The organism is Robiginitalea biformata HTCC2501 (assembly GCF_000024125.1).
Lineage (GTDB): Bacteria > Bacteroidota > Bacteroidia > Flavobacteriales > Flavobacteriaceae > Robiginitalea > Robiginitalea biformata.
In genome coordinates this window covers 3,087,080-3,100,582 of record NC_013222.1, presented here as the reverse complement: position 1 = coordinate 3,100,582, position 13,503 = coordinate 3,087,080, and the positions used below count along the sequence as shown (strand labels likewise).

The window sequence follows — 13,503 nt, the reverse complement described above, 5'->3', positions numbered from 1 at the left end:
CAATGGCAGGAACGATCAAAATACGGTTTACAGTACAGGAGCTTGACTTCTCTCCGCTTACCAGGGGACGGGTGAATATCAAATTTCAAACCGCAGGAGGCCAGGTGGTGGATATGTTCGAGGACCTGGTGCAGGGAGCGCCATCTGCTTACAAGTTCCAGGAGGTTCCTTACCAGGTTGGATTGGAGAGTTCAACCAACTACGGGCAGGCCGTCAATTACGCAAACGCCTTTAACAGGGATTGGTCTTTTACAGGTGTTCAGCTCACCGGCGGGTTGCAGCAGGCAAACATCCAGGCAAGTGTTGTGGGAAATGAGGTGACCCTGACCGCCCAGACGGGTACGTTCCTGGCCGGGTCCATCTACAACGGGAACGTTCTTATTGTGGATATCGACCCGCCGAGTAATACTGCTGACCCGGTTACTCCGGTAATCTCCGTGGTGAAAGAAGGCACCGGGTACTGTTCGGTGATCAACTACAACGTGACGGCTACCGCAGGGGTTGCTCCGTACTCATTGGTGGTCAATGGAGTGGAGCAGATACCCGGGTGGAACGGAAACACCACTACCATTGCACTGGCCCGGGATAGCGTGGCGAAGATTTGGATTGTAGACAATGACGGGAATTTATCGCAGCCCACGGTCGAATCCAACGGTAAAGTCAACGTGCCGCGAAAACTCTCCCCTGCGAATTTTGAAACAGTGCTTACCCCAGCGGCGGGATCTGCGGACCTGACAGTAAACTGGCCGGCTCCTGTGGCAGGTGTGACCCCAATTGAGTATTCACTTACTGCCTCGGACGCGGTTGCAGCTGGAACCTATCAAACCTCCAATGTATTCCCAGGGGTCCTGGACGGCACTTACAAGCTGTGGATCCGGGATGTGTATGGCTGCGAAATCTCCAAGACAGTCACGGTTGTGGGCTATGCGGATGCGGCGAACGGCTCCACGCTGAAATACTTTCGGATATCGGATTTCAATTCGTTGTCATTCTCCCGGCGCAGCTCCGGTCGGAAGAACTACGACACTGCTTTGTCTTTCGAGGAAGCCGTGGGGTTGCCGAAAAAAGTGTTTTTCGATTTCACCGCCGAGGACCAGATACAAACTCAGTTCAAGTCAAGTTTCCCGTTCCACCAGGTCACCCTGTTCAAATGCGACGGCACCAAAGAGGATTTGAACTTTCTGGAAATCCAGCAGAATATCGGGGTGGCTGAGAAAGTGGATTGCCGGACCTATCCGGTTTCAACGGGGGTGACTGGGGTGTATTTCATTGGAGGCGACCTCTACGAGCCTGGAACGCTTACGGTAGTCGGGGACAGCCCGTACAGCTCGGGGCTACCCTCATGGGCCGAGGTGGGGCAGTTTGTGAGCCTCGGGGCATTGGGCACCAAAGAAATCAAATCAATCGGCTACGACACGGATTTGGGGGTTCTCTACTTTACCGTGGATGCGAGTATCGCGGCGGCAGCAGATGACACGGTTCAGGCCACCTACAACCGGCACGACTACAACCTGTTCCGGGTGGATTTCCCGATGAGTAAGGTATCAAACAGGGCTTTTCTGAGGATTGAGGCCGGGTATTCTTCGAGTGAAATTGAGGTCACCTACCAATCCGAGGCCATCCGAAGGATTACAGACACCAGTAAATACCTGAAAATTCAGTGGTCCGGCTTTAAAAACCTGGGGGATATGGTCTTTGTGGACGGCTACCAGGGGATTATGTGGGTAAAAGGCCGCATCCGGCCTACACCTTTCGGGGAATCCAAAACCTTCGACGGGACCGATGAAGTGTATTCCCTCTCCCAAAAGCAACGAACGGATCAAAGAGCGAGTATTCCGCTTATGACCCCCAAACAGTGGGTGAAGTTTGGATTGGTATCGGCAATGGCCGAAGGCGGCACTTTGCTCATTGAAGATATGGAGCTGGTCCGGCTCGGTGGAATTGAAGCCGAGGAACTCGGGGATTCCAACTATTCAAACGTTGAATGCGAATTCGCCTATACCGGGGATGGACTGAATGAAGTGTCGAGTGAGGCGGTACTGAACCCGAGCACAGGAACAGTAGGAGGCGGGGGAACCGGAAAGATACCCACGGGAACCACGGTGAGTCTACTCAGACTTTCCGATGGTACGTTCGTGCGCTTTACGGATGGTGCGTTCCTCGCCGTCGGGTAGGTGGTAGTGGACGGACCTCTCATCGTGATAATGATGATGCACAGACCGATCGATGTACGGGGGATTGGGCTTGCCGGCCACGGCATCAAATATCCCGGTAAAGAGAAAATACCCGGCGGCCCCGCAAACGGCCAGAAATAGGATGACAAGTACGATTCCCATAGGGACACAAGGTACGCTAAAGAACTGAAAACCACACGGAAAATAGTGTGACGTATGGAACAAATAGTTATATTTGAAACAATAAGTTAAGAAAATGTCAGATGTTGCAAGTTTAACGGTGCTGGTCAATGGCATCTACGAGAATGCCAAATCACCGGCGGACCTGACCGGAGCACAAAGAAAGGAGCTTGAAAACGCCCTTTACCCAATAATCGACGGCTACCGGGTACGCAAAGGGGCTGGCACGAATTACTCGGCCTGGGAGGTTGGCGACCAGATCATCGACATCACGTCTGCCAAACTTTACGTGGTGGGCGAGGTCATCGCGGTTCCCTTCGATCCTGGAGCTGGCCACATCGACGACATTACCAAGTTTGACCGCTACGCAAAAGATTCACCTGCACCTGTATAGCCATGAAGAAAATTTTGTTTGTACTCGCATTTTTGTTTACCCTGGGAGTTTCGGCTCAGGTGGTAAAGCGAACCGCTGTATTGTTGGACACCCTGACAACCGCAGAACTCAATGCGCTTCCCTCTAGCATTAAGGTCCGCGGTTCTCTCTACTACGACCGCACCAAAGGGAATCACGTCACCTGGGATCCGGTGACGGTTGGATGGGTGAATGTTGGGGACGGCCTCGGAACTGCCCGGGACGTAGGGCCGTTTACCGTGGTGGATGCGGATAACGCGACGCTGGATGCTGGAGCTGTAGCGAATGGGAATATAGCCAATGACGCCGTTACTTCCGTCAAGATAGCAGACGGTACTATTGTCGGAAATGACATCCAGGATGGGGCTGTGAACAGCGCCAAGATAGCGGACGGCAGTATTACCGGGACCGACGTTTTAGATGGGTCTATTCAAAACACGGACATCACGCCTGGGGCTATTCTGGAAAACAGGCTAAGTGTCACAAATGTACCAACAGCAGGATATAATTTAACCTATGATGCCGGTGGCGGATTTACCTGGGCTTCGCTTTCCGCTCAACTATCAACCCTTTACCCCAACCTGGACACCGACGGCACGAACGACGTTACGATTGCCGGATCTCAGGATGTGACCGGTGAAAAAACCTTTCAGACCACATCGGAACTCGTAGCCGCCGCCCGTTTTGAAAACGAGCAAACAGGGCAAGATGTGCGCCTTCAAATGCTTGCCGACAACCCCACAGGAACTCCGGTTGGATTTTGGTTTGGCGGTTATGCGGATGGAACCAACAATTGGTTTTCGTGGAGCCGGGCCAGCGACCTCTCCAGCTATGCCATGCGGTTAGATCGGGACAACGGGAACATGGAGATTTTTGGCAACATAATCACCCCAGGAACAGTAGACGGGGTGGATGTGTCCGCGCTTCCCACCACGAACTTGGCCAGCGGTGACCAGAACCTGCCGGCAGCTGTTCGGACAATTGACATCGACGCTTCGGGTCAGCTTGACATTGATGCCAACGGGGTAGCAGCCATGACCATTGACGGGTCCGGGGGGATTGACTTTCCCACAAACACACCCACAGTCCCCGGCGAAGTTTATGGGGCGGGCTATGAGAATAATGACGGAGTAGTCCGCAAGGGCGACCTTTTTCCTGAAATGGAACGAAAAATCAACTCCGACATTACAGGCGAGCCGCCTGGTTCCTATGTTATAACAAATATTATCGGGATTTCCAGGCAAAATGCAGCAGGTCAAACTTTTGGAGCGGGCACTTTGGCCGCTATTGACAACCCAATACCCGCAACCGTTGTGACCTCTGCCACCATCGCAATGGACGGCTGGAAAATGTATAATGATGAGACCGCGGACGCCGCAACGATCACCCTGTCAGATTGCGAACCAGGGGAAACTTTGACCGTTTATATCAACCGGGCATCCGCTCCGACCCTGGCCGGAACCGGGTTGACGTTTAACCAGCTTCCGAACACCACGGCATTCGCGGCGGCCACTCAGATGGCCATATACTTTGAAGTTTCACACGACGGTACCACCGTTGACTATTTCTATTTCGAGCGATGAGAATATTTTTCATATTGCTGTTTACCTGTTTGACTGCATCCGGCCAGTCCAAGATGCTTTTGGCTTCATTGCAACAAGGGGCACCTACCGCAATTTTTGACGGACAGAACGCCGCCGATCCCGTGAACGAGGTCAACGGAACGGCCAATACCGGAAACGCCGGGGGGGATGTGACAGTGACAAGTGAAACCTCTCCCACACCCACAAACGGAACCTACTACCTCCTGTTCAATAAAAATACAGCCAGCGGACTGGGGACCGAAAACGCCTCCATCACTTTAGTGGGAGTTTTAACCGGGGACGACATCACAGTGTCAATTGATTACAACGAAATAGTTGGCAACGCCTTTACCATCGCCCTGCCCAGCGGTTTAGGGTGGGACGTAACCGACAACTTCAACACGTCGAGCGGAGGGTGGATAACGGACACCTCGCTTCGAGCGACCGCAACCGTAGACAACCCCGAACTAAGGGTGGCATTACTCAGCGCAGCGAATTTGAACGACCAAATCGGAATTGACAACATCGTTTTAACAAAAAATAATTGAAGTACCTCGTTCCCATATTGCTTTTATCCTTCTCGGCAGCCGCCCAAAGCAGCGGATATACCGGGAAAGTCTACACGGGTCCATGGAGCCAGCTTCGCAGAACAGCCGAGCGGCTAAACCACGTGGAAATTGCCTGGGAATCGGTGGCCGGTGCTACTAGCTATGAGGTTGAGATAAAATCTGTAGCCGACACTTTCGGGTACTATCTGCCCAGTTCAAACACGACAGGGTTTTCTTCTCCTACGGTTGACTGCACCAACGACACCCCGGCAGGCGGGTCGACTACGCCAAAGGTGTGCATCACCGGAACCACAGCCGTTATTTACGGGCTCACCGCAGATACCAGGTACCGTATTCGTATCCACGCCAACGGAGCGACAAATACCGCATACAACACCACCTATTCCTACCAACTACCTGTACGGACAGGGCTTTATCCGATTGAGACAACCACCTACGAACTGACCAACTGGGCAGATATTCAGATTTCCGACCCAGGGGATTTTAACTGGTTCACAAACTACTGGGGAACCCGCCAAAGGCGGATAACGTCCAGGACCAGGGACGGCAACGACCGCCGCATTTCAATGGGATACCCCAAACAATTGCGAGTAGCGAGAATGACAGACGGCTACGAGTTTATTCGCCCCCACGAGCAGGACGGCAAAGTGGTTTTGCGAGTGGATGATGATTCTTATAGTGTAATTAATAACACCTTTTTCGATGTGTATCTGCCCACTGAACTCTTAACCCCGTCCGATACGGTTTTCTACGACACTTACGGCACTTCGCCTTCTCCGAATTTTGAACGGTACAACAACGGATCAGCGACTTCGATTTACACTTCTTCTCCGAGAGTAGCCGGGAACGGAACAGGAGGAATTACCAGGACTGGCGAGAACCGATTCTCTTGGGATATGCGGTATGTGGCATTTGAAACATATTCCTCTGGAGCAAATGACCCGTATAATCACCAACCTCTAGGTGTTCTATACGATTTGGTTGATAACGTGGTAGAGCGAACCTTTACGCCGCCAACTGGATTTATTATTGGAAACGGACAGTTTGATGTCTGCCCCAAAGGCGATCACGTGATGTTTAATAACGACCAGGGTTCGGGTTCTGGGGCTGCTATCCATGTTTATCGGGTTTCTGATGGGGCTTACCTAGGAAATTTTGAAGGATCCACAGCTGGCGGCACATCGCCATCAGACTATATGGGGCATGCTGATTTGGGGATATCAATCCAGGGAAATTGCGTAATCATTGGAAGAAAAGGCGGGGACGTAATTATGATCCCCATAGAAGGACCAAAGGCGGGTGTTCATATTGACATGGTTTCTCAGATAGCCAATGCCGCAGAAATATCCCATATCGGAGCGCAACACTATTTAAACGAAGGATGGGCGGTTATGGACGTTTCAAAGCCCACCAACTCGTTTCCTAACGGCAATGAGGAAACCCGGTTTTTCAATAAAATTTGGTCGATGCAACTCGATGAAAGCTGCGAAGATCGGGGTGAGAACGCTCTTGTGAGATTCTGGACCAACCACAACACGACAGGTACCAAATCAAGCCAAACAAATAACGGAGGGACGAAAATTATTGCCCGGCCGTTTGCCTCCGGGAACATCGACCTGACCAAAGTATTTGCAAACCTTTTTGTTCCCACCTCGGGAAGCACCAACCACCCGGAGGCCTATGTGATCGAACAAAATACTTTGCACGGTGACGAAATCCCGTACACAGGAGGGGGTGACGTAACGGCTCCAACAGTCACATCGGTAACGGTGGATCAGATAACCCAGACATCGGCCCGAATAACCTGGGATCTGGATGAGGGAGCCACGGGGCAGATTGAGTACGGACTGACTACCGGATATGGCACGACAACCGTTCTATCCTCGCAATTTCTGGACCGGCACAGTCAAACCATAGGGGCGGGTATCAATCCCCCGGCGCTGTCCCCTGGAACGCTTTACAATTACAATATCATCGGAGAAGACGCCGCGGGAAACGCAATAGCGGCTTTCAACAGAACTTTCACCACGCTGGCAGCGACAATGAACTGGGTTGTTGTAAACCCTTCGCTTATTGGAAGCGCGCGCGGCAATTCAGGGGCTGTCAAATTTGTAATAAACTGATGGAAAAACTTGCCTACAACTGGACGCGCTTTTGGATTGGGCTTTCAAGCCTGGGAATCCTGGTCATGGTTGTCCTGAAACTGGCCGAGAGCTGGAGCCAGAACCATGCAACTGCGAATGAACCCTGGCTAAATGCAACCCTGATTGGAATTGTGGCCACGTTCACCATCCGCTCCATGGCACACCCCCTGGCCGGGAAGGGCCTGTTTATCCTGAACCTATTTCGCATCAAGTGGGTCCGCAATCGGCACCTGTGCGCAGCGACCGCCATCCTATTTGCCGGGGTGCTCATCTTTGGAGTGAACAGCCCCACCTCCTGGGTGCAAACCGCGCACCTCATATTTACGGGCCTTGCCATTGCATCGGTGTATTTGAACCTTTTGTTCTATCCTGAAACCAAAGTAGGACGGTTTCTCGCCGTACTGGGAGCCGTAGTCGGGATTGGCGGGTTTATCTCAGCCTTTTGGTGGGATCACACCATCGCGGAGGGCGAGATGATTGCGGCGGTGCCGGTTATCGCTTGGGTATTATTAACGACAAAATTAAAGAAATGAGTAGCGAGAAGTTAAAAAACATTGGCGCGTCGATCCTGTGGTTTATTGCCCTGTGCATTTTCTTGGCGCAGGGGTATCGGGCTGTAGCGTATTACATATTCGATCAGCCCATTGAATGGACTTGGCACGACCTGGTAGTTTTCGGGATGGCTTTTATGGCAATGTTTGTCCCTGCAGAGCTGAAAAGCCTGGTGGTGTCCACGGCGAAACGTGTAGCGGGAAGGAAATGATTATCTGGATCATCATAGCGATTTATTCCCTCTGGTGGATTGTCACGGAATTCCAGGAAATTTTTAAGTCGTGAGCCTTGATTCCATTTGCCCTTCCCCCAGACTACCGAAAACGAATACTGCGCTTTGCGAAAGATGTAGGAATTTACGTCAGTTTGCTGTTTGCCAGTTTCAAGGCATTCCGTAATGATACGCTCAGGGTACAGGCCCAGGCGCAAAAGGATGTATTGGACGAACGATTGGAAGCCCGTACTCGCCAAGTGGATAGCCTACGAACTGAAAACTATTTGCTTGACGCCCGCATAAAAAATGTTCTTTCTCGTATCGTAAATGACTCCCGGGATCTGGATGACCTTCCGTTTCCGGTTTGGATAAAGCTATATGACCCACTGTCTCGAAATTTCAAGCGGGTGTACTTCAACAAAGCCTATGAGCGCAAGTACGACACCGACCGGATCGCAACCCTGGGTAGAGTGGACAAAGAGGAGGTGGCCCCGGAGATTGCAGCTTCATGGCACAAAAGCGATTGGGCGGCGTACCGGTCCCGAACACCGATTGAGGCAGATGATTTAACCCCTGGGGGTGGGTCTGTTCCGGTTGTCAAGTGGCGAAACGATGAAGGCGGGCTGACCTACATCTATGGGATGGATCTAAGTAAAGATGATTGGGAATTATGAAAAAAGCAGTTGATTGGCGAACCATTGCAATTTTCGGATCTATTGTGGTTTCCCTGTGCTCCGGGGCGTATTTCGCCGGGTACACAGTCAAGGGTATGCACGAGCGGGAAAAGGAAATCGACGAACTCAGGACCCGGATAAAGGAAGTAGAACAAGAGGCTCGCAGTTATACCGATCTGGAGGTCGGAGGTCTTCGGGCAGACTGGGAGCGTGAACTATCGCACAAATGAAATACTTTTCGACATTTGAATTTGACAGCCCGGACTCCCCAGGATCCGGCATGAAGATGGACCTAGGCTTTCTTAAAATGCTGGACAAGGCCCGGGAGGTTGCGGATATCCCTTTTGTAATTACCTCCGGGTATCGAACCCCTCAGTATAATGACCGGGTAGGGGGCGTAGATGGCTCTGCGCATACTCGCGGGTTTGCTGCGGATATCGCCTGCCGGGATTCCGTGAGCCGGTACAACATCATCAAATCCTTACAGGTGGCCGGGTTTACCCGTATTGGGATTGCATCCACATTTATTCACGTGGACAATGACCCGGACAAACCACAGGAAGTAATCTGGGTCTACTGATGCGGTGGCTTCTACTCATATTACTCTTAGCTTCTTGCGGCTCCCGGAAGGTGGAAACCAACAAAGAACGCATCAAGGTTTTTGAAACATCCACCATTACCCGAAAAGCCCCGGGCGACAAAGTATTTATTGAGATCCCCCGAAAGCCTAATAAAAGAATAGAAGTCTACAAAGGCGAAAGGGGGGCCGAGGTAAAAGTAGTCTACGATACGATCGGACAGGTGGTAACGGTAGAGGCTGAATGCCCGGAGGTGTCGGAAGTTGAAGAACTTAATCGGCGTATAGAGAGCCTGAAAAAGAACAAGCAAACAGATCGGCAGGCGTTCCCCTGGGGATGGATAGTGGCCGCTGGAGTGGCCGGAGTTGCGATAGGTGCATATCTCGGTTGGACCACCGCGATGCGGAGATACCTGAAATGAAAAACCCCCCTCGAAGTAGCGAAGGGGGTCAATCAAATAACCAACCAAACTTGAACAAGAAACGCATCCCTGCGTCAGGTTGAATGTACGAAATTATTGCAAAGTTTCGCAAATAAATCTATTTCGATATTAACAACACATTGTTAATTAATGTGTTGTGACTATTTGTGCGTATATCAAGGCGTAATTACTGACCGAAAATTTTAAAAATGTCCCCTATCTACATTAAATTTGCACCTCGTTAATTGAATTACCAGGCATCAATTTGGGCAATTTTTTCGCAAATAATCAATTTTAGCGGATCCAATAAGACTTGTATGTTTCTTGCACCCCTTATAAAATAGGACCATTCGGGATGTAGTTCAGCCTGGTAGAATACACGCATGGGGTGCGTGTGGTCGCTGGTTCGAATCCAGTCATCCCGACGAAGCAAACCCCGACGGAGAATCCGTCGGGGTTTTGTATTTCAAAGCCCCGCGGAGAGCTCGCTTTCCAAAGGGGCGTGAAATACAAAACCGAGCAGCGCAAAGCGCTGTCGGGGTTTGCTTCAGTTCCCCCCACCTCTGGATCACGCGAGTGCCAGCGAGCGTAATCCAGTGATTCAAGCGCTGTCGGGGTTTGCTTCAGTTCCCCCCACCTCTGGATCACGCGAGTGCCAGCGAGCGTAATCCAGCCGCCAGGTTTACCCGACTGCCGGAGTAAAACCATTAAAAGATTCATGGATAAAGCCTGCCGGGGCGGGATTAAATGGCGATACTATTAAAAAAAGAAAGAAATGGACGTATTAGTTATAGGAGCCAACGGAAAAATCGGCAGGATGGTTTGCGATAAACTCAAGAATTCAGAAAAGCATAACCCAATCGCTTTTATCCGAAAGGAAGAGCAGCGCGCGTATTTTGAGGATAAGGGCATCCAAGTAGCAGTAGAGAGCCTGGAAAATTCGCCCGAAGCCCTGGAGCATGTCATTAAGAACTATGACGCCGTGGTGTTTACAGCTGGCTCAGGCGGGAAAACGGGTCCGGGCAAAACCATGGAGATCGACCTGGATGGGGCCATCAAAACCATAGAGGCGGCTCAAAAGCATCGCGTAAAACGCTTTGTGATGGTGAGCGCCTCCCATGCCGATGACCGCTCGTCATGGGGCGAATCCGACGGGATGAAGCCTTATTACATCGCCAAGCACTACGCCGATGAGGCCCTGAAAAGGAGCCAACTGAATTATACCATCTTAAGACCCGTCCAATTGACGGATGAAGACTCGCCCGGCAAGGTTACCATGTCCGCAGATCCAGGGAAGGTGAGCAGCCAGATTCCCAGGGAGGCCGTAGCCGAAACCATCCTGCAGGTCCTGGACAATAAAAAGACGTACGGGAAAACAATCGAGATGAGTTCCGGCGGGGAGGAAATACCGGCTGCCATCGAAAAGGTAACTTCCTGAGGAGGCCCCTACACCGGATCACGCGAACGCCAGGGAGCATAATCCAGCCGGCCTCAGGTTGTAGATTCAACAACTTGAGGCCGGCTGTTTTATTGATTACCACGCGTGTTTCGCAGCCTTCTCCTGTTTATGGGGGCAGTCCCGGGCAACGGGTCCGCCTGACTATTTCATCCGACCCATCAGCTTGGCATATTCTTCTGTAGCCGTACAGCCGCCTACTTCCAGGCGGGCATTTGAAATCAACTCCTCGCCGCTGAAGATATTGAAAGCGCCAACTTCCTTTTCCTCGCCATTGATGAACATGAAGTGACGGAATTCCCGGGTAGCGTGGTTGAATTCAAACCCCACGTCGCCGATGCCTTCCGTGAGCTCAGAAACACAAGCTTCCACATTGTTTTTCAGGTTTTCCAACTCCTCCAGGACCGGCAATTCGTCTACGAGCTGTTGTGCATCGAACCGGATGCCATCCGCCTCGGCAATGTATTGTACATTGTCCGCCGCCTCCAGGATTTTGTCTACCTCGCTGGAGCTCAGGATGGTCTTAGTAACTCGGATGGTACGGTTGGCCGTGAGTTTCCACGCGGAGCCGCACCCGAATGTTTTACTGCCGTGTTCGATTTTTACCGTCACGCTCTTATCGATCCGCTTGAGACCGGCCAGGTCGCGCAGGGCGTCCTCCAACGCGGCCCGGGTCTGGGCATTGTCATTGGAATTAGCCACGGCTTCCTCCAACCGGTCCAGGGCGTCCCGGTAGGGCTTGACCAGGCCTTTTACCTTGGAATCGATATTGTCGTCGCACAGGACCCGGTTGTGTTCCTTCAATATTTTATCCGCCTCTTCCCGTCCGCTTTCTATCCCGTCATCCACCGCATCGTCAATGGCATCCCTGGCCCGGTCGATAATGGTAGGCATGGCCGTCCGAAGCCCCCGCAGGCTCAGCTCAAATTCATAGGCTTCATTGGCGGCTTCCAGATCCTCCAGGGCCTGTTCCGTCAATGCGATGGCATCGTCAATTTGCTTTGTAACCATCTCCGGGATCCCGGAAGCAAAATTCTCGGGCGGACTGGCTATTAAACGAGTCTGCTCTTTGGTAAATTCGGCATGGGCCGACCACTGTGCATCATCGATGGTCACCTGCCCGTCCAGGGTAAGCGCCTCATTATCTGCCTGCAGGGTCCCTTCCAGGCCCTGCTTCCCGGAGGGCATTTCCACTTCAAACCCGCCCGAGAGGCCGATTTCGAATTTCCCGGTCTGGTCGGCATACCCGCTTGTTTTGAGTTGCCCCCCGGGCTTTACCGGGATCATTTCCGGCCACCAGCTCAGATCCGGATCCACCCAACCGTTGACAAATGCTTTGGCCAATAGTGTGCCGTCCGTGCCGGCTTCGGCCACTACGGCCGTACTGCCCGCCCCGATGGGGAACCCGAAGGATATAAAAGAGGTGATGTCAAGGGAAAATTCGAGTTCCCCATTGATGCCCATGCGGTAATCGTAGGTCAGGTCGCTTTCCAGCAGCTCCTCGAGGAATATCGAGCCGCTGAACCCCTTAGTTTCGTATCGCAACCCGCTGGCTTCGAATACATTCCAGAAGGGGAAGGTACCCCCGTAGACGCGATAGGCATCAAAGCGCACGATTTCCTCCAGCGGCTGTGTGGGTTCGTACAGCAGGTTACCCTTGTGCGAATAGCCGAAACTGCCCGTTACTATTTCCGAGCCGCTATCTCCGCCGTCCCCGCCGTCCCCGTCGTTCCCAAGGCCGCCATCCTTCCCCCTGGAGAAGAAAAACATGGGGTCCGAATAATCAGCGATGTAGGTGATATGCCCGCCAATGGGGGGTTTTACTGACAACGGCTTGGTAGCATCCGGATCGTCGTTCGTGGCTACTTTCATCTCAAAAGAGGCCGCGATGGCAAAAACAAAATAGGAGTGCTCATCCAGCAGCAGGATTTCAAAATCCCGGTTTTCATTCAGGAATGCCCCGCTAAAATATCCGATATCTGCGCGGAGGGGTTCGGTGAATTCAAAGTATCGCTTCGGGGAGGGGATTTGTACGGATCCGCTGATGCTTTTTAGCGAACCGTTTTCATCAAACCGCACATCCAGGTTTGCATCCAGGAATTCAACCGATTCGCCGGATGCCGTTTCCATGGTCAGCGTTCCTTCCAACAGGTACCCCTCTTCGGTCTCCGTTATGTTGCCTTCCGGGGTGAGATCGTCACGTGTAAGCGCAAAAACCGTTTCTGCGGGGGGAGTGCCTGTACAGGCATCCGGGCATATGTCGGGGTTGCCACATGGGTTGGTCTGGCAGGTATCCGTGCCGATGGGGTCCAGCGCGGTTTCCTTGCTGCAGGCAGCCACGACGAACGCTGCCAATAAAAAGAGGAGGATGCGGGGGGTGATGTTTGTGGTTTTCCAACCGGTGTTGTACTTGGCTTCCATAATGCTTTTGTTTTGTGGTGATACTTCTCCAGCTTGATTGTGTGACTTACCCGGCATGGACCAGAAACCCATACCCGGGCAAGACCACAAAACTGCTGTGTCAAATGCATGACAAGGCAAACCTA

At 52.1% G+C, this 13,503-nt stretch carries 13 protein-coding genes and 1 tRNA gene; 13 read left to right on the top strand and 1 reads right to left on the bottom strand.

Annotated elements, in window-relative coordinates:
- Window positions 1–2: 2 nt before the first annotated feature.
- The 13 genes from RB2501_RS13735 to RB2501_RS13675 all read left to right on the top strand — a co-directional run bounded on the left by RB2501_RS13735 (window position 3) and on the right by RB2501_RS13675 (window position 10,939).
- Window positions 3–2,174: a hypothetical protein gene (locus RB2501_RS13735; protein ID WP_015755457.1), complete on the top strand. Its 2,172-nt coding sequence runs from the start codon at window positions 3–5 to the stop codon at window positions 2,172–2,174.
- A gap of 256 nt (window positions 2,175–2,430) precedes the next feature.
- Entirely contained in the window at window positions 2,431–2,748 is a 318-nt protein-coding gene (locus RB2501_RS13730) for a hypothetical protein (protein ID WP_015755456.1), read from the top strand.
- Window positions 2,749–2,750: 2 nt separating this feature from the next.
- Window positions 2,751–4,349, top strand: coding sequence for a hypothetical protein (locus RB2501_RS13725; RefSeq protein ID WP_015755455.1), 1,599 nt, complete (start codon window positions 2,751–2,753; stop codon window positions 4,347–4,349).
- On the top strand, window positions 4,346–4,897 hold the full coding sequence (locus tag RB2501_RS13720) for a hypothetical protein (RefSeq protein WP_015755454.1): 552 nt from the start codon (window positions 4,346–4,348) through the stop codon (window positions 4,895–4,897). The genes RB2501_RS13725 and RB2501_RS13720 overlap by 4 nt, the downstream gene beginning before the upstream one ends.
- Window positions 4,894–7,041: a hypothetical protein gene (locus tag RB2501_RS13715; protein WP_015755453.1), complete on the top strand. Its 2,148-nt coding sequence runs from the start codon at window positions 4,894–4,896 to the stop codon at window positions 7,039–7,041. Before RB2501_RS13720 ends, RB2501_RS13715 begins: the two co-directional genes overlap by 4 nt.
- On the top strand, window positions 7,041–7,595 hold the full coding sequence (locus tag RB2501_RS13710) for a hypothetical protein (RefSeq protein ID WP_015755452.1): 555 nt from the start codon (window positions 7,041–7,043) through the stop codon (window positions 7,593–7,595). The genes RB2501_RS13715 and RB2501_RS13710 overlap by 1 nt, the downstream gene beginning before the upstream one ends.
- Window positions 7,592–7,825 (top strand): hypothetical protein, encoded by a 234-nt coding sequence (locus RB2501_RS13705; RefSeq protein ID WP_015755451.1) that lies wholly within the window; start codon window positions 7,592–7,594, stop codon window positions 7,823–7,825. The genes RB2501_RS13710 and RB2501_RS13705 overlap by 4 nt, the downstream gene beginning before the upstream one ends.
- A 77-nt stretch (window positions 7,826–7,902) precedes the next feature.
- Window positions 7,903–8,502, top strand: a complete 600-nt coding sequence (locus RB2501_RS13700) for a hypothetical protein (protein WP_015755450.1) — start codon at window positions 7,903–7,905, stop codon at window positions 8,500–8,502.
- Window positions 8,499–8,732 carry a hypothetical protein gene (locus RB2501_RS13695; RefSeq protein ID WP_015755449.1) on the top strand — a complete coding sequence of 78 codons (234 nt, stop codon included), beginning with the start codon at window positions 8,499–8,501 and terminating at the stop codon, window positions 8,730–8,732. The genes RB2501_RS13700 and RB2501_RS13695 overlap by 4 nt, the downstream gene beginning before the upstream one ends.
- Entirely contained in the window at window positions 8,729–9,082 is a 354-nt protein-coding gene (locus tag RB2501_RS13690) for a D-Ala-D-Ala carboxypeptidase family metallohydrolase (RefSeq protein ID WP_015755448.1), read from the top strand. Before RB2501_RS13695 ends, RB2501_RS13690 begins: the two co-directional genes overlap by 4 nt.
- A complete protein-coding gene (locus tag RB2501_RS13685) occupies window positions 9,082–9,501 on the top strand; it encodes a hypothetical protein (RefSeq protein WP_015755447.1) in 420 nt (139 codons plus the stop codon). Before RB2501_RS13690 ends, RB2501_RS13685 begins: the two co-directional genes overlap by 1 nt.
- A 351-nt stretch (window positions 9,502–9,852) precedes the next feature.
- Window positions 9,853–9,926: transfer RNA gene (locus tag RB2501_RS13680), tRNA-Pro, on the top strand.
- Window positions 9,927–10,276: 350 nt separating this feature from the next.
- Window positions 10,277–10,939, top strand: a complete 663-nt coding sequence (locus RB2501_RS13675; protein ID WP_015755446.1) for an SDR family oxidoreductase — start codon at window positions 10,277–10,279, stop codon at window positions 10,937–10,939.
- A gap of 162 nt (window positions 10,940–11,101) precedes the next feature.
- Here the strand turns inward: RB2501_RS13675 and RB2501_RS13670 are convergent, their stop codons facing one another.
- On the bottom strand, window positions 11,102–13,378 hold the full coding sequence (locus tag RB2501_RS13670; protein WP_015755445.1) for a hypothetical protein: 2,277 nt from the start codon (window positions 13,376–13,378) through the stop codon (window positions 11,102–11,104).
- Window positions 13,379–13,503 lie beyond the last annotated feature (125 nt).